General features: G+C 64.5%; 12 protein-coding genes. 7 read left to right on the top strand and 5 right to left on the bottom strand.

Features of this window, described 5'->3' with window-relative positions; genetic code table 11:
• Positions 1-142 precede the first annotated feature (142 nt).
• Together AC6UAL_RS05820 and rplI are read left to right on the top strand one after the other, a co-directional pair.
• Entirely contained in the window at positions 143-2,281 is a 2,139-nt protein-coding gene (locus AC6UAL_RS05820; RefSeq protein ID WP_500682430.1) for a sialidase family protein, read from the top strand.
• Between the two features lie 146 nt (positions 2,282-2,427).
• Positions 2,428-2,931, top strand: coding sequence for a 50S ribosomal protein L9 (rplI, locus tag AC6UAL_RS05815; protein ID WP_500682429.1), 504 nt, complete (start codon positions 2,428-2,430; stop codon positions 2,929-2,931).
• A gap of 139 nt (positions 2,932-3,070) precedes the next feature.
• On the opposite strand, the gene AC6UAL_RS05810 is transcribed toward rplI, so the two are convergent.
• From AC6UAL_RS05810 to AC6UAL_RS05790, 5 genes are all read right to left on the bottom strand, one after another.
• Entirely contained in the window at positions 3,071-3,364 is a 294-nt protein-coding gene (locus AC6UAL_RS05810; protein WP_500682428.1) for a hypothetical protein, read from the bottom strand.
• A 482-nt stretch (positions 3,365-3,846) separates the two neighbouring features.
• Entirely contained in the window at positions 3,847-5,121 is a 1,275-nt protein-coding gene (locus AC6UAL_RS05805; RefSeq protein WP_500682427.1) for a hypothetical protein, read from the bottom strand.
• Between the two features lie 151 nt (positions 5,122-5,272).
• Positions 5,273-5,866, bottom strand: a complete 594-nt coding sequence (locus tag AC6UAL_RS05800) for a c-type cytochrome (protein ID WP_500682426.1) — start codon at positions 5,864-5,866, stop codon at positions 5,273-5,275.
• A 38-nt stretch (positions 5,867-5,904) separates the two neighbouring features.
• Positions 5,905-7,203 carry a UDP-N-acetylglucosamine 1-carboxyvinyltransferase gene (murA, locus tag AC6UAL_RS05795; protein ID WP_500682425.1) on the bottom strand — a complete coding sequence of 433 codons (1,299 nt, stop codon included), beginning with the start codon at positions 7,201-7,203 and terminating at the stop codon, positions 5,905-5,907.
• A gap of 154 nt (positions 7,204-7,357) precedes the next feature.
• Positions 7,358-9,589 (bottom strand): sodium-translocating pyrophosphatase, encoded by a 2,232-nt coding sequence (locus tag AC6UAL_RS05790; RefSeq protein ID WP_500682424.1) that lies wholly within the window; start codon positions 9,587-9,589, stop codon positions 7,358-7,360.
• Positions 9,590-10,128: 539 nt separating this feature from the next.
• On the opposite strand from AC6UAL_RS05790, the gene fabD reads away from it, so the two are divergent.
• From fabD to AC6UAL_RS05765, 5 genes are all read left to right on the top strand, one after another.
• Entirely contained in the window at positions 10,129-11,055 is a 927-nt protein-coding gene (gene fabD / locus AC6UAL_RS05785) for an ACP S-malonyltransferase (protein ID WP_500682423.1), read from the top strand.
• 239 nt (positions 11,056-11,294) lie between these two features.
• Entirely contained in the window at positions 11,295-11,816 is a 522-nt protein-coding gene (locus AC6UAL_RS05780; RefSeq protein WP_500682422.1) for a hypothetical protein, read from the top strand.
• A 49-nt stretch (positions 11,817-11,865) separates the two neighbouring features.
• Positions 11,866-13,077, top strand: coding sequence for a cell division protein FtsA (gene ftsA / locus AC6UAL_RS05775; protein ID WP_500682421.1), 1,212 nt, complete (start codon positions 11,866-11,868; stop codon positions 13,075-13,077).
• A gap of 117 nt (positions 13,078-13,194) precedes the next feature.
• Entirely contained in the window at positions 13,195-14,904 is a 1,710-nt protein-coding gene (locus AC6UAL_RS05770; RefSeq protein ID WP_500682420.1) for an FtsZ/tubulin family protein, read from the top strand.
• Positions 14,905-15,099: 195 nt separating this feature from the next.
• Positions 15,100-17,685, top strand: a complete 2,586-nt coding sequence (locus tag AC6UAL_RS05765) for a hypothetical protein (protein WP_500682419.1) — start codon at positions 15,100-15,102, stop codon at positions 17,683-17,685.
• The last annotated feature ends 20 nt before the right edge of the window (positions 17,686-17,705 follow it).

Raw genomic sequence — 17,705 nt, 5'->3', positions numbered from 1 at the left:
TTTGCCCTCTCCTTGCCCGACACCCCGCATGATTACTGCATCCTTTTTCCCTCTGCTCAAACTTTGGGACAGGTGTGCGTCTGCCCTGGCGGCCGATGCTTTGAGCTTGACGCTGAGAGCTCATTCGTGATACGATGAGTTCATGTTCAAATCCGTCTTTGCTGCATTGATCGGCTGCGGCCTCGCCTCAGCCGCCGAGAGTTTTGAAAAAGCCCCGGCGGGCCCCGTCGATAACTGCTCGACGGAGTACGGCAGCCTCCGCACAGAGGCCGGGCAGGCTCGCATCCTGCACGATGCCAAGCTGGCGCACAGCGGCAGCGCGGCCCTGCACCTGCAGGGTGGCGAGAGCTGCGTCGTGCTCAGCTTCTCAACCCCCTTGGCCGAAGAGAGTTCGTGTGAATTCTGGATTCAACGCTGGACGCGCAAGGGCGACTTCGCCTTCAGTTGCACGGCCGTCACGCCCGAGGGAGACAAGGAAGTGGCCACGGCCGGAAATAATCTGGGCGTCGGGGGCTACAAGCGCCGCGTCGAGTTCGATTTGCCGGCCGGCACCACGGCGCTGCGCCTGAGCTGCAAGTCGCCCGCAGACGGCGGTGTGCTGATTGACGACCTGCTGCTGCACAGCGGCGCCATGAGGGTAAGCGAGATCAAGTTCGTCAACCCCGGCCCCTTCCCGCTGCTGAAGCGAGCCGAGGTGAACCCGGCCTTTGCCCTGCAGGTTCAGACGGTGGGCAAGGGCAACGCCGTCACCCCGGAGAAGCTGAGCTTCCGCGTTCACCCCGCCGATAGCATCGCCTCCGTGACCCTGCGTACGGGAGCCGCCAACGGCAAGGATTTCAACAATACGCGCGTGCTCGGCAAGGCCGATGTGGCCGCTGACGGCAGCGTGACAATCACCTGCACGGAGCCTCTGAGCAGCGGGGAAAACTGGCTTTGGGTTGACGCCGAGCCTTCGACGGGCAGCTCGGTCGGCGGCGTTGTCGAGTTCCGCGAGCTCTCGGCGAGCGTCGGGGGCAAGACGGCGGAGGGCGAGGCCGTGCAGCAGCGCATCGGCTACATGGTGGCCGTGCCCGGCGAGCGCGTCGGCAACCAGCCCGACAAGGCCGACCCCCGCGCCTGTGTCTCCTTCCGCATTCCCGGCCTGATTTGCACGCGCAAGGGCACTTTGGTGGGCTGCTTCGATGCCCGCTACTGCCATGAGGGCGACCTCTGCGCGGATATCGACGTCGCCACCGTGCGCTCGACCGACGGCGGGCAAACGTGGACGGAGCCGGCCGTGGCCATGGATTCCGGCCCCGGTCCCGAGAACGGCAACGGCGATGCCTGCATCCTGCAGGATCGCAAGGGACGCATCTGGCTGCAGGCTCTGGCCGGCCACTTCGGCGGCGGAGCCATCCTCGGCGTCTCGAAGTCCGGGCAGGGTGAAGACCGCACGGGGCAGTGGGTGATGACTTACAGCACCGACGAGGGCAAGAGCTGGAAGAAGGAGTTTATCAACCCGACGCGCGAGATTAAAAAAGACGAGTGGACCTGCATCCTCGCAGGCCCGGGCAGCGGCATCTGCACGCGCCGCGGCGTCATTGTTTTCCCGGCTCAGATCTGGCAGAACGGAGCCAAGATCCGCTGCCGCAGCACCATCTGCTACTCCAAAGACAACGGCCGCAGCTGGCATTTCGGCGAAGGCGTGCCGCACAGCACATCGGAGTGTCAGGTGGTCGAGCTCAAGGACGGCTCGCTGATGCTCAACTGCCGCAACGAGGCGCGCAGCGGCAAGCGCATCGTCTACGTGACGAAGGATCTCGGCAAGACCTGGGAGCCGCATGAGTCAAATGACAGCGCTCTGCGCGAGCCCGTCTGCCAGGCGTCGATTATCCGCGCGCGTTCGGATGAGCACGGCAGCTTGCTGCTCTTCTCGAACCCCAAGTCCGGCGGTCGCGACCACATGACCATCCGCGTCTCGCGCGACGAGGGCAAGACCTGGAGCGAAGGTTACGAGTATGATCGCCGTCCCTGCCTCGGCTACTCCTGCCTCGCGCAGGTGGATGAGAAGCACATCGGCGTGTTTTACGAGGCCGCCCACACGCTGAAGGGTAGCCGCGGCATCGGCTTCCTGCTCATCCCGCTCGACACCGTCATCAGCGAAAAGACCGAAGAAGCCGGCACGCCCGTGCAGACCGAGGCCGGAGAAAAAAGCGCTGATAAAAAAGGCGGCAAAAAAGGCAGCAAGAAAGCCAAAAAAGGCAGCCGGAGCAAGATGTCCCGCGCTGCCTCGGAGGACTGACGCCTTTTCGCGCCGCGCCTGAGCCATCGGGCGCGTGCGTCTCGGAGCCCTGCGCGGCGGAATCTGATTCCGCCGCGCATTTTTGCTTGACAAAAGCGGCGGAATGGTGTATCTCATCCGCTCACACCAAACCCACTATTTGAGTTATGGCTAACATGAAAGTTATTCTCGCTACGAAGATCGAAGGTCTGGGCTGTGAAGCCGACCTCGTTACCGTGAAAGCCGGTTATGGCCGCAACTACCTGATTCCTCAGGGCCTTGCGTTCGAGGCGACTCCCGCCAACCAGCGTTTCATCAACATGCTCCAGAAGAAGCGCGCTGAGCGCGAGGCGGCTGAGCTCGCCAACTTCCGTGAGATCGCTGCCAAGATTGCCACGGTCACGGTCGATCTGACCCTCGAGGCCGGCGAGAACGGCAAGGTGTTCGGCGCCATTACCAACCAGCAGATTACCGAGGCTCTCGCTGCTCAGGGCATCGAGATCGACCGCCACGCCATTGATCTCGAGAAGCCGCTCAAGAAGTCCGGCACCTACGAGGTCGCTGCCAAGCTGCATCCGCAGGTTACGGCTACCGTCAAGGTGGTGCTCACGGTCAAGGGCGAAGTCATCGCCGAGGCCGCTGCCGAAGAGACCGAGACTGCTGCCGAGTAAGGCGCCCGTCGATCCTTTCTGATAGGAAAAACCCTCACCCGAAACGGGTGAGGGTTTTTTGTTTGGGTTCATTGGGCGATGCCGGATGCGATGTCGGCAAGGTCGACCTTTCGCTGCGGCAACGGACTTCCGACTCGGCTCAGCGGTGCTCGGGGGGCGCGGGAGCCTTGGGTGCGGGCGGCTTCGGTGCCGGAGCCTTGGGAGCAGGCGGCTTGGGCGCGCCGGGCTTCGCGTGCGCTCGGGCATTCCTGTCGCCGCGGTGCTTCGGAGGCTCGGGCTTGCCCTTGGGGCCGGGCTTGCCCTCGCGGTGCGGCGCTGCGTGCCCCTCTTCGGGAGCCGGGGCGCGCAGCGGCGGAGCCGGGTCGGACGGATTCGGAGCAGCGAAGGGCAAGCCCTGTGCTCCGAGCGGAAGGGCTGCCGGAAGAGGCAGCATGATCAGGATTTTTTCATCGTTGCAGAGAGTTGTGTTGTTGTGTGTCCGCTCCCTTTCACCCCGTGCGGCGTCCCTCGAAAGAGGACAAGCCAATGTTTAACGGGATGAAATGTTGCTACACTCAAGAGAACGCATCCTCTTGCTGAAATCTACAGGGCGAGAACAAGCTTTTGCTGCTCGCTCCGCACGCTGTGCCCTCAGCACGCCCGTGGACGTCGTCATCGTTCAGACTTCACGCTGCCTTTCGGCACATGCCGGCACCGCCGCCGCGCTGCCGTGTCGGCGCAAGGGGTGAGGCGCATGCGGCGCACGAGCCCCGGGAGAGGCCGTGCCCCGTGCGCTTAGGAGCCGGGGGACTGTTCCCTTGCTCGGAGTACCGCGCAAGGCTCCGCAGCAAGATTCGCGCGCGCAGGGCGGGTACAAAAAAGGAGGGGGCTTGCGCCCCCTCCCTGAGGAATCATGAGAGTGAGAATCAAATCACATCAGGCTGCCGGAGGAGCCGGAGCCGGAGCGGGAGCGGGAGCCGGAGCCGGAGCGGGGGCAGGAGCCGGGGCCGGAGCAGCAGCCGGAGCGGGAGCGGGGACGGGAGCCGGAGCCTCGGGGCGGGGAGCCTTCGGGCCGTGCTTCTTGCCGTGCTTGTGACCGTGGAAGTCGCCCTTCTTGCCCATGCCCTTCTTGCCCATGCCCTTCTTGCCCATGCCCGCCTTGCGGTGCATGTCAGCCATGATGGCAGCGGCCTTGTCGAACTCGGCGCGGTCGATCACGCCGTCCTTGTTCTGATCCATCTGACCGAAGACGAAATCAGCAGCCTTCTTGAAGTCGAACTTCGGAGCCTGAGGCTTGCCGGGCTTGCCGAAGCCGGGGCGCTGGGGCATCATCTTGCCGCAGCCGAAGCCCTGACGATGATGGCGCGGAGCGAACTTGCCGTCAAAGCCGGGACGCTGGGGCATCATCATGCCGCAGCCGAAGCCCTGACGATGATGGCGCGGGGCGAACTTGCCGCCGAAGCCGGGACGCTGGGGCATCATCATGCCGCAGCCGAAGCCCTGACGATGATGGCGCGGAGCGAACTTGCCGTCAAAGCCGGGGCGCTGGGGCATCATCTTGCCGCAGCCGCAGCCCTGACGATGATGGCGCGGAGCAAACTGACCGCCGAAGCCGGGGCGCTGGGGCATCATCATGCCGCAGCCGAAGCCCTGACGATGATGGCGCGGGGCGAACTTGCCGCCGAAGCCGGGACGCTGGGGCATCATCTTGCCGCAGCCGCAGCCCGGACGCTGCTGGCGCAGGACGAACTGACAACCGAAGCCCGGACGCTTCATCTCGAAACGCAGACCGCCCTTGCGGGGACCCTGCTGACCGTTGCACTGAGCCTTCGGGCCCTTGGGACCCTTGAAGCCGGGCTGACCCTGAGGACCTTTCGGACCCTTGGGACCCTTGAAACCGGGCTGGCCCTGAGGACCCTTCGGGCCCTTGAAGCCGGGGCGACCCTGAGGACCCTTCGGCCCGCGACGACCGTCGAAGCCGGGCTTGCCCTTCGGGCCGCGCGGACCGCGGAAATCGGGCTTGGCGGGCTGAGCAGCCGCCGGCATAGCCCCTTCGGGTTTCACGGGGGCGTTGATCTGCTCGGGAGCAGGAGCGGGCTGTTCGTTGACAACGGGAGGAGCGGGCTGGGCAGGCGGATTCACTTGCGGAGCGGACTCCTGAGCCATCAGAGGCAGAGAAGCAATGAGGGAGATAATGTAGGCACTTTTCATGGTGATGTATTTGTTCGGGCAGAGCCCTTTGCCCTTGAGAACGCACCCGGAGATAAAAATCTACGGCATCGGCATTTTTTTATCATTTTCACATCGGCGCACCGAAAAAGAGCGCCGCACGCTCCTCGGGCGGAGGTCGGCCGCTGCGGCCTCAGGGGCGGGCAAAACGCTCGCGCAGATACTGAATGACCGGCTCGTGGTCGGAGTCGCTCAGACCGGGCGGCAGCATGATTTCATCCCAGGGCTCCCCCTTCACGCTGATCGGGCCGCGGAGGCCGAGGCGGAGAATCTCGGGCAGGCGCGAGGGCTCGTCCGTGAGCCACTCCGAGCCGGCGAGCGGCGGGTATTGCCCGGGCTTGCCCTCGCCCTTGCTGCCGTGGCAGGCGGCGCATTTCGCGATGTAGAGACGCTCTCCGCGCCGGCTTTGCTGCCGGGCGTCGATGGCCGGCAGCTGGCGGCGGGCGATCTCCTCGGCGATGACTTGCAGCTGCTCCTCGGCGATTCTCGGGTGTTCGCGGCGCAGCGCCTCGATGATGAGCGGCGTCATGGGGCTCCCCGCCTCCCGCGACTTCAGGCAGGCCAGCGGCTCGGCGAAGCCGTCGCCGTGGCAGGCGTAACAGAAGCGCTCGCGGCAGAGGCGGTCGGCCTCGCTCTTGCCCATGCCGACGTAGATGACCCAAGCCGCCGTCAGCAACAGAGCGAGCGCCAGCGTGATCGATGCGAGTGGCAGCAGGCGCTTCTTCATGAGGAGCGGAACGCGCCGCCGCGGCGGCGCGGCGGAAATCAGCCTTGGAGAGAGGGGCTCTCTTCAACGTCCGGCACGCGCCTGACGTGCGCTCCGATGCTCATCAATTTGTCATCGAGCATCTCGTAGCCGCGGTCGATGTGGTAGAGGCGATGAATCTCGGTCGTCCCCTCGGCGGCGAGCGCGGCGAGGACGAGTGCCGCCGAAGCGCGCAGATCGCTGGCCATCACGGGGGCGGCCGAGAGGCTTTCAACGCCCGTGATGATGGCCGTCCCGCTGTCGACCTTGATGTTGGCACCCATGCGCTTGAGCTCGGAGCAGTGCATGAAGCGCTGCGGGAAGATGGTGTCTTTGACGACGCTGATGCCCGGCGTGACGGCGAAGAGCGCCGTCATCTGCGCCTGCATGTCGGTCGGATAGCCGGGATAGGGGTTGGTGGTGATCTTGCCGCTGGTGGGGTGTTCGCCCGGGCGCACGAAAACGCTCCGGCCGTCGTCGCTGAACTCGACGTGGTGCCCGCATTCGGTGAGCAGGTTGGCAATGGCCGTAACGTGCTCGCGGCAGATGCGGTTGAGGTGCAGCCCGTCGCTGATCATGGCTCCGGCCACCATGAAGGTGCCCGCCTCAATGCGGTCGGGAATGACCGTGTGCTCGCAGCCGTGGAGCGCCTCGACGCCGTGAATGGTGATGGTGCGCGAACCGGCTCCTTCGATGCGCGCTCCCATCTTGTTGAGGAAGTTGGCCAAGTCGACCACTTCGGGCTCGCGGGCGGCCGATTCGATGACGGTGGTGCCGCGGGCGAGCACGGCGGCCATCATGAGGTTGTCCGTGCCGAGCACCGTCGGGCCGTTGTCGCCGCGCATGTCAACCGTGTTGCCGACGAGACCGTTGGGGGCCTCGATGAGCAGGTTGCCGCCCTTCACGCGCACGCGAGCTCCCAGCGCCTGAATGGCGCGAACGTGCAGGTCGACCGGGCGATCACCGATGACGCAGCCGCCGGGCAGAGGGAGCGTGCAGCGCTTCATGCGGGCCATCATGGGGCCGAGCAGGCAGATGCTGGCCCGCATCTTGCGAACCTGTTCGTACGAGGCGCTCGAGCTGATGCCGTCGGGGCTCTCCACGCGCACCGTGCCGCTGCTGCGCTCGACCGAGGCTCCCAGCTGGCTGAGAATCTGGAGCATGTAGTTGGTGTCCGACACATCGGGGACGCGCGAAATGCGCACCGGCTCATCCGTCAGTAACGTTGCCGCGAGAATAGGCAGAGAGGCATTTTTGGAGCCGCTGATATTCACGGTGCCCTTGAGGCGGTGGCCGCCCTCAACGATGAGTTTATCCATGGTCGGTAAGTAGTAGTGTGCGTGAGTTCGCGCGATTCTATCACAGCCCCTCGGCTGATGCAAGGATAACCGAGGCCATCAGCGGCAAAAAAACGGTGCGGCCGACTCTCCCGCAAGGGCGAGTCGACCGCAGTGAACTTGCTCGTGCCGAGGCTTACAGAAGCGTCACGGCGATGTTGAGACCGGCCGTCACGATGGAGACCATGCTCATGAGCTTGATGAGGATGTTGAGCGAGGGGCCGGAGGTATCCTTGAAGGGATCGCCCACGGTGTCGCCCACGACGGAGGCATCGTGAATCGGCGTGTGTTTGCCGCAGAAGGGCGCGTCGCCGGTCTCGATGTACTTCTTGGCGTTGTCCCAAGCACCGCCGGAGTTGGCCATGAAGACGGCCAGCACGAAGCCGCCGGCCAGACCGCCGGCCAGCAGGCCGAACACGCCGGGCACGCCCAGCACGATGCCGGTGAGAATCGGGGTGACCACGGCGATGAGCGACGGGATGATCATCTCGCGCTGAGCACCCTGAGTGGAGATGCCCACGCAGCGGGCGTAGTCAGCCTTCTTGCGGCCTTCCAGCACGTCCTTGTCGGAGAGCTGGCGGCGCACCTCTTCCACCATGCTCTTGGCGGCGCGACCGACGGCGTTCATCGTCAGACCGCAGAAGAGGAAGGAGAGCATCGCGCCGATGAAGATACCCAGCAGCACCTTCGGGTTCATGAGCGTGACGTCGAAGGAGGCCATGAACTCCGCGATGTTCATCTTGGCAAGCTGAGCGCTGGTGATGTCGCCCACCACTTGGAAGTTCTCGCCGAGCTTGAGGGCGGCAATCTTGAGCTCTTCGATGTAGGAGGCGAGCAGGGCGAGGGCCGTGAGGGCGGCCGAGCCGATGGCGAAGCCCTTGCCGGTGGCGGCGGTGGTGTTGCCCAGAGCGTCGAGGGCGTCGGTGCGCGAGCGCACGTCCTCACCCAGACCGCTCATCTCGGCGTTGCCGCCGGCGTTGTCGGAGATGGGGCCGTAGGCGTCCGTCGCCAGCGTGATGCCGAGCGTGGAGAGCATGCCCACGGCAGCGATGCCGATGCCGTAGAGACCCTGATTCATGTTGGCCGCCGTGAAGGCGAACTCACCGGCGGCGCAGAGGTAGGCGCCGATGGTGCCGATGACGATGAAGATGACCGGCCAGCAGGTCGAGATCATGCCCGTGCCGATGCCCGAGATGATGACGGTGGCGGGGCCGGTGGTGGCGTTCTCGGCGATGAACTTCACCGGCTTGAACTCAAAGGAGGTGTAGTATTCCGTCACCTTGCCGATGGCGATACCGACGATGAGGCCGATGATGATCGAGCCCCAGAGGCCGAGCCAGTTGTTGATGCCCAGCAGGTAGAGCACGCCGAGGGAGGCGAGGGCGATGAGAACGCCCGAGATGTTGATGCCGAGGTTGAGGGCGCCCATGAGCTGGCTCTGGTTGGCACCCGGCTTGGTGCGCACGAGGAAGATGCCGATGATGGAGAGGATGGCGCCCACGGCACCGATGAGCATCGGAGCCATCACGGCCCTGAGGCCGTCGCCGTAGCTCAGGCCGGCCGAGGAAGCAGCCGCGGCACCCAGAGCCGCCGAGGCGAGGATGGAGCCGGCGTAGGATTCATAGAGGTCGGCACCCATGCCGGCCACGTCGCCGACGTTGTCGCCGACGTTGTCAGCGATGGTGGCGGGGTTGCGGGGGTCGTCTTCGTTGAAGTGGTACTCCGTCTTGCCGACGAGGTCAGCACCGACGTCGGCCGCCTTCGTGTAGATGCCGCCGCCGACGCGGGCGAAGAGCGCCTGAAGGGAGGCGCCCATGCCGAAGGTCAGCATGATGGTGGTGATTTGCACGAGGTCATTGACGTTTTCCCCGTTGAAGCCGAAGGCCGGAATCTTGCTGAGTACGAGATACCAGGCCGAAATATCGAGCAGACCGAAGCCCACCACCGTCAGGCCGAGCACGGCGCCTGAGCGGAAGGCAAGCTGCAGACCCTTGTTGAGACCGTCCTTTTCATCGCGGCAGGCCTGAGCCACGCGCCCGGAGGCGTAGGTGGCGGTCTTCATGCCGATGAAGCCTGCCAGGCCGGAGAAGATACCGCCGGTGAGGAAGGCCACGGGAACGATGTTGTTCTGCATGTTGAAGTAAGCCATCACCGCGAAGATGAGGGCAATGATGATGAAGAAGAACGCGACGACCTTGTACTGTTGTTTCAGGTAGGCCATGGCGCCTTCGCGCACGTAGCCGGCGATCTCCTTCATGCGGTCTGTGCCCTCATCGGCCTTCTTCATGTTGAAGAAGAAGATGGCTGCAAAGAGCAGCGCGACGATGGAGGCCACAGGGACGATCCAGAATAATATTTCGGGGTTCATTGTCTGCTTGGGTTCCTGAGTTGCGCTTTGAAAAAAGCGCGGTATTCTACACGAGAGCATCCTGTTTGGCAATACGAAACATTGCATCTTGCACATTTTTTTCGGCGGGCGTGCGCTGAGTGGCTAGCGTCTGAACGGAGGCGCCGAAGGGGGAATGCCGCGACGGGATGCCGAAGCGGAATGCCGCAACGGGATGCTGAAGCGGGATGCCGAAGGGGGATGCCGCAACGGGATGCTGAAGCGGAATACCGAAGGGGAGTGCCGCAACGGGATGCTGAAGCGGGATGCCGAAGGGGGATGCCGCAACGGGTACGCCGAAGGGGGGCTCGCTGACCGAAGCCGATGAACGGAGCCGCCGTAGCGCGGCACCCTTTCCCGAGCTACCCTTTCCCGAGACAATTCCGTCGGGCTTCGCGGCGTCCGTCGACTCGCGTCGCCGTAAGCGGACGAAAATCCCCGCGCGCGATCGAGGCTGTTTGAGCTTGACAGTCGGCCGTCTCCGTCCTAGGATAGCGCGGCGCGCTGCGCCTCACTCTGATATGAAAGCTGTACTTCTTTTCCCCGGTCAAGGTGCCCAGAAGGTGGGCATGGGCAAGGATCTCTATGATGCTTATCCCGCTGCGCGCGAGATGATGGAGAAGGCCGACGAGGTCCTCGGCTTCTCGCTGACGAAGGTGATGTTTGAAGGCCCGGATGCGGAGCTGACGCGCACGTGCTACTGCCAACCCGCGCTCTACCTGCACGGGCTGGCGCTCTGGAAGCTGCTGAGCAGCGAGGTGAGCCTTGAGCCCGTGGCCGCCGCCGGCCTTTCGCTGGGTGAGTTCACGGCGCATGCCGCTGCCGGAACCTTCACCTTCGAGGACGGGCTGAAGCTCGTGCAGAAGCGCGGCGCCTACATGGAGGAGGCCTGCCAGGCCGCGCCGAGCACTATGGCTGCCATGATCGGCGGCAGCGATGAGGCCGTGCAGAAGCTCGCTGACGAATGCGGGATTGACGTGGCCAACTACAACTGCCCCGGGCAGACGGTCGTCTCCGGCTCGATGGAGGGCGTGGACAAGGCCGTCGCGGGTGCGAAGGCCGCCGGTTTCAAGCTGGCCAAGAAACTCAACGTCGCCGGCGCCTACCACAGCCGCTTCATGAAGAGCGCGCAGCAGAAGCTGCTGCCCGAGCTCGCCGCCGTGCCGATGCAGATGCCCGCCGTGCCGGTGTACTGCAACTATGAGGCTCGCCCCGTCACGAGCACGGACGACGTTCGCGCCATGCTCGGAGCGCAGGTCTGCGGTTCCGTCCGCTGGGCCGCCAGCATGCAGGACCTCATTGCGAAGGGCGAACGCCTCTTCATCGAAATGGGTCCCGGCAAGACGCTCGCGGGCATGATGGGGCGCATCTGCAAGGAGGCCAAGGTGATTTCCATCGAAGACGCCGCCGGCCTGCAGGCTGCCATCGAGGAGCTCAAGGCGCTCTGAAGCTCATTGCTGAAGCAAGCTCGCTAAGCTTTATCAAACGGACGGCACTCCGCCGCCGCAGCTGCGGCGACGGAGTGCTTTTTTCTCGCCGAGGGAAACAAGGGCGCATCATCCGCCGTTCTGCCGCACCGAAGCGTCTCGGCGGCGTGCAGGCGGGGTCGGCGGGCGCGGGCAGCTTTGACCTGCCTATCGAATTTGCTTGACCTGCGACGCGCGATGGGGTAGAAAGACAGGCGTTCATGATCAGAAAGCTCCTCCTCCTCACCCTCGGCGCACTCACCCTCTGTCAGTGCAACTCACTGCGCTCCGACTGCCGCGCCATCGCGGCACGCGAGGCCGAGATCGCCCGCGAAACCCCCGGCGATTATTACATCGGCCGCCGCTACTACGTGCCCAACACGCGCTTCTGGGGCTACGTGCGCAAGGCCGGCCAGAGCTGGCGCGATGCTCGCCTCGTCATGATGGATGAGAGCCTGGTGCACACCCCCGATCGCGGCTGGGAGCCTCCGCACCCCAAGGCCACCTACAGCGGTGATAATAACTGCGAGTACGTCATCTCCGGCACATTCACCGGCGAGGACGCCTATGACCCGGGCAGCAATCAGGTGCTGCCTGTGTTCCGCCCGAGTGCCTTCACCCTGCGCGATAAGGATCCCGGATTCCTCTTCAAACCCTCGGAGCAATACCACGTCGCCTACGTGACGCTGCTGCCGAGCATCATGCCTACGCGCGAGCAGGTTGAGTATTACACGAAGCGCTGACCCGCACACCACCACCTCGATTCACGAACCCCATCCAACGCACCCAGCTATGTTTCGCAGCAAGATTCTCGCAGGACTCGAAATCGGCACCACCAAGACCTGCATGGTCGTCGGTGAAGTCAAACCGGACGCCGCCACCACCCTTCTGACTATCGGAGAGGTGCCGAGCGCAGGCGTACGCAAAGGAGAGATTGTCGATAACAATATGGCGAGGCAGTGCGTGTGCGACGCGTGGCAGATGGCGCAGAACGACGCGGAGGTCGACATCCTCTCCGTCGTGCTCTCCGTGACGGGCGATCACATCATCGGCCAGACCAACTCCGGCACCTTCCGACTGCCCGACAACGAGACTGTCATTGAAGAGGAGCACGCCGCCAAGGCGCTGGAGAAGGCGCGCCACCTCGACGTGGATGAGGGTCGCCTGATTATCAACCGCGAGGTAGGTTGTTACTCCATCGACGGACGCGCTCAGATCAGCAATCCCGTCGGTCTGGCCGGGCGAACCATCGAAATCAACAGCCATATCGTGCACGGCATCAGCTCGCGGCTGCAGAATTCGCTGCTCTGCGTGCGCAGCGTGCCGCTCGAGGTGACGGACATCGTGTTCGCCCCGCTGGCGACGGCGCAGATGGTGCTCTCGCGCTCGCAGAAACAGGAGGGTGCGCTGCTCATCGACATCGGCGGCGGCACCACGGACTATGTTTTTTACAAAGACGGCGAGGTCGTCTGCCTCGGCTGCGTGCCCGTCGGCGGCAACACCATCAATCAGGACATCGTGAAGCTCGTTCCCCGCTTCTCGATGAAGGCCGCCGAGAAGCTCAAGTGCACCGAAGGCAACGCTTGGGAAGGACTCAAGGACCACAGGCTCGTCCACTACCGCAGCGACAACGGTCTGCACGATGTGAGCATCGAGTGCGGCAGCCTCAACAGGATCATCCGCGATCGCTTGGGCGATACGCTGATGCGCGTCTACAACCGCATCCCGGCCGACCTGCTCTACAAGGGAGCCTTCTCCGTCTACCTGACGGGCGGCACCAGCCTGATGCGCGGGCTCGACAGTCTGGCGCACCGCATTTTCCTGCAAAATGAGGTGTATCAGCCGGCTCCGATTGACCCGACCCAGCCCTGCTCCTATCAGGATGATCCCCGCTACTGCACCGGCATCGGGCTCATCCGCTACGCGCAGCGCCTCGATGCCGAGCGCGAGCAGAATATCGGCTTCTTCGGCAGGCTCAAGAGCTTCTTCGGCTTCGGCTCCTGATGCCCGCGCCGCGCCGCCCGGTCTTCCCTTCGTTTTACGCACCTTCGTCTTACGCACCTTCGTTATACGCACGCGCGGCTCCGGCGGAGACCGGAGTTCGCTGACCAGACTTTCACCATGCTTCCCTATCAACATAACGTTCGGCAAGATGACCGCGTCGTCATCGTCGGTATCGGCGGCGCCGGTGCCAACATCCTTCAGTGTTTCGGCGGCTCCAGCGCTGCCAACGTGCGCCTCTGCACCATGTCGCTCGATGAGCGCGTCGGTCTGGGCAGCGGCAACGTCGAATTCTTGCAGCTCGGCGCCGGGTTCAACCACGGTCTGGGCTCGGGAGGTGACCCCGAGGTGGCTCGTCGTGCCGCCACGGAGAGCGCCGGCGAGATACGGCGCCTCATCCGCGGGGCGCGCCTGCTGGTGATGGTCGTCGGTCTGGGCGGCGGCACCGGTTCGGGCGCTGCCCCCATGCTCGCGCAGATGGCCAAAGAGGCCGGGCTCTTCCTCGTCACCGTCGCCGTGATGCCCTTTGCCTTTGAGGGCCGCCGCCGCCGTGCTCAGGCGGATGCCGCCCTCGAAGAAGTCTCGCGGCTCTCCGATATCGTCTACTGCTTTGAGAACGATTACATGGAGGATCTCTTCCGCGGCCGCCCCGGTGCCCGCGCCGTCTTTGAAGAAGCCAACCGCCTGCTGGCCAAGGCGACGGCCTCCGTTCCCATGCTCTCCTCTTCGCCGGGGATCATCAATCTCGGGCTCGACGAACTGGCCGCCGCGCTGGATAACAGCGACTCGCGCTGTCTCTTCGGCTCGGGCAGCGGCTACGGCTCAAACCGCGCCGAAGACGCCGCCCGCGCGGCTCTTCAGTCGCCCCTGCTCGCCTTCCGGGGAGCCATCCGCTTCTCGCGCTGCGTCATTGCCCACGTCGCGGGCGGCGAGAGCATGTCGCTTGCCGAGGTTCGCACCGCTATGGAGACCGTGCGCGGCGCCTTGGCCGACGACGATGTGACGCTCTACTTCGGCACCTCGGTCAAGCCGCACCTCGGCGATGAAATGCGCCTGACGCTCATCGCCTCCATCAACGGGGAGGAGCTCCGCCAAGCTCTGGAAAACATGCCCGTGCCCACCGATGATACTCGGGGCAGCGGCGATGCAGGCGATGTTGACAACTCTGAGGGCTCCGACGGAGCGGACGATGAGGACGATGCTCCGCTTGCGGACGGCGCTGCTTCTGCCTCGCTCGAGAGCAGCGACGACCCGAGCGAACTGAGCGTCGAGCCCTACGACGAGAGCCCCGGGCTCAAGCCCGCCGCTGCCGCAGAGCGCATACCGCAGCGCGGCGACTCCCTGCTGGAGCCCGAGGAGCCCGAATTTGCCCCGCAGGGAGGCGGGAGCGGCAACGGCAATGAGGATTGGTCTCAGGTAAAGAATGGCGACGCCTCGGCCTCTTTCGTGCGCCCGGTGTCACGCCCCTCGGCCATGCTGAGTACACCGAGTGAAACGCGCGACGAAAGCCTCTTCGACGTGGGGCACCAAGCGGCGCCCCGCTACAGCCGCGAAGCTGCTTCGCCGCATGCGGGCGGTGCCGTGCGCCCCGCCCCGCCGACGTCTCTGCGCGAATCAGCCGACGCAGCACGGCTGCGTCAGGGTGAACTCATGCCCGGCGAAGAGGACGATGACGATCTGCCCGCATCTGCCCGTACCGACATCCTTTTCCGCGATGACTACGCTGAGAGGGGCGTCGATGACTTCGCACGCGCCGTCGACAGCGATGACCTCGACATCCCGCCCGCTCTGCGCCTGAACGGCCTCGGCATCAAGTTCCCCGACAACTGAGCCCGCGCCCGTCGCCTGCGGGCGATGGCGGGCGACACAGGGATGGGGGAGATTCTGACAACAGAGCCCGGCAGCGCTTGACGCCGCCGGGCTCTCTTGCCGCCGCTGCGGATTGCCCGACAAGACGTCTTTTGTGCTTGACGCCGCCCCGCCCGAAAAGCTAAAATGCAGACCGCTTCAAATCAGATCGCACACATGAAACCAAGGATCTCTCAGCCTCGCCCCGGCGGCCCCCGAAGGGGAGCCCGACCCGTCGTCCCCGTCAGCGGCCCGACCCGGCCGGCTCGCCAAGGACGCAAACTTTGGATCGCCATCGGCATCTTGGCCGCTCTCGGCGTGGGCGCCTACTTCGCCAAACCCTACCTGCAAGAGGAGCTCCTGCCGGAGATTGCCGGCGATATCTTCAAGAAGGGCGAGGACGGCCCCGCCATGCCCGGCAGCTACATCGGCAAAACCGTCAAGGGCGACGAGTGGCAGAACCCGGCCGCCCTGCAGGCACGGCTCGGGGAAGAGATACTCAAACGCCTCGGGAAAATCGACCGCAACAGCGTCAAGAAGTTCTTGGGCAGCAAAGAGAACCGCCTCCTGCTCGCCCAGTGGCAGCTGGCCGATTTCGAGCTGAAGGCTGCCGACGATGTGGCGGCTCGCCAGAAGCGTTTCACGGATGAGCTCGCCAAGCTCGAGAAGAAAAACGAGGAGCTGCGCAGCGAATTGAGCAACGCGAACGGCGCGCGCCGCAAGGCCATCAACAAGGAGATTGCCGACAACAAGACCAAAATCAACGACCAGCGGAAACAGGCGGAGGAGGTGCTGACCCTCAGCGCTTTCGCTGCGACGCCCGAGGGCGCCAAGCTGCTCGGCGACATCACGAACAATCTCGACTGGATCGAGCAAATCGTCCACAGCGGCGAGTGCGTGCAGCCCGGTCGCGTCGTCTCGCTCATGGCGCAGATGATGGAGAAAGACCCGAAGATTGCGTACAATCAGATTGAGCGAGACACGGTGACCGCGACGGCTCTCGAGTTCGCGCGCCACGGCTGGCCCACAGAAACCGCCCTCGATCGCGCGGACTACTTCATCAGCTCGTGGCGGGCCAACCGCCTCAACGTCGTGTTTGACGACCTGCCCTTCTGGCTGCGCCGCGTCGTCACCGGCTGCAAGGGAGACAACCGCTTCTGCACGCGCGAGTCTCTCGAATGGTCGCTGGACAACGTGCACCTGCCGGTTGAGCGCTACAGCGGGTGCTGCTGGCGCAACGGCTACAAGCTCTACAACCTCTTCGGCGAGAGCATTCACGGCGACGGCTACTGGGAGCCCTTCGAAGGCCTGTTCGACAACTCCATGCTCTTCACGAACAAGGTCGGCGGCGTCTGCGGCTCGCTCTCGCACTTCGGCGCCTATTCGGCCTGCGCCAACGGCGTGCCGGCGCTCACGGCCGGCGAGCCCGGCCACTGCGCCTTCGTGCTGCGCGTCCAAGACAAGTGGGTGCCCTCCTACTCGCTGACATGGGAGCGCAGCCTGCACTGGACCCCCTGGCGCGAGACTTGGGAGTATTCGTCGCTCCACATGGCCGACAAACTGTACTCCGAGGACAAGAAGGAAGCCGCTCGCTCGCGCATCTCCAACGCCTACCGCACCCTGGCCTCCCTCTTTGCCACACAGGTCGGCGCGGGAGACAAGAGCAAGGCCATTACCTGTTACAACCAAGCCGTCACCTACCAGCCGGCCAACTATCTGGCATGGCGCGACTATGCCGATTACATCGCGCGCCCCGAGGTCGGTGAGGAAGGCAACTGGCGCACGCTCAACGCCCAGATCTGCAAGCTCCTCGTGCCGAAGTTCCCGGAGATGGCTTCGCAGCTGCTCGGCAAATACATCTACCCCAACCTCAACAAGACCTTCGGCGACGACAGCGTGCGGCTGACGACTCTGGGAGAGTTCTGGAAGGCGGTGGATGAGCAGGGGCCCGACCGCTGGCGCGTTGAGCAGTTCCTCGACAAGCAACTCGAGCTCTTCAAGCAGAACAACGCCGTGAGCGACGATCAGAAGTGCAGCTTCTACCGGTCTGTTCTGAGCAGCGTCGCCTCCAACCCGACCTACGCCACCATCGCCCTGTCCTGGGGCACCAAGCTTGCCGAAGGTATGAGTAAGGCGGGGCAGGACAAGCTCATGGCGGCAACCATCGACTGCCTCTCGCAGGGCAGCGGCATCGCGGCCGATGACCGAGACAAAATGCTCGGGGAGGTTCTGCTCCGCGCCGAAGCCATGCGCGACCGCCAGACCTACCGCAGCATCGTCAAGATGCTTTCACCGCGCTACAGCAAGCCCGACAACAAACTGCCCAAGTTTGAACCCTTCCCCGGCAAGCTCTGGTCCGAGGAGGGCATGGTCTACTTCAGCAGCCGTGCGCCGCAATACGACAACCCCTGCGCTCACCCCGGCCTGCTGATGAAGGGCGGCGGCCACTTCCACACCAAGAAGGAGAAGGACTCTTGGGCTGCCGTCGAGCTGCCGCGCCTCATCAACGTCACCGGTGTCGTTGTCGTCACCACCCCTGAACACCGCAACCGCCTCTCCGGCTTGCGTATCCAAGTCTCGGCCACCGGCCGCGATGACGATTGGAAGGATGTGGGCCAGCCGGCCGGCCAGGTGCCCGATCGCGTCACGCGCTTCGACCTGCAGAGCGAGCTGCCGCGCGCACGCTACGTGCGCGTTCTGCGCCCGGGTGAGAACTTCATGCACCTCAACGGTATTTACATCTACGGCAATCAGGCCTCCTGACGTCGGCCGCCTCCCCACAC

Source organism: Candidatus Parakkermansia intestinigallinarum (assembly GCF_944389695.1).
GTDB classification, from domain to species: Bacteria; Verrucomicrobiota; Verrucomicrobiia; order Verrucomicrobiales; family Akkermansiaceae; genus Akkermansia; species Akkermansia intestinigallinarum.
Note: the sequence above shows the minus strand (reverse complement) of the source record. Positions and strands in the feature narration are given on the sequence as shown.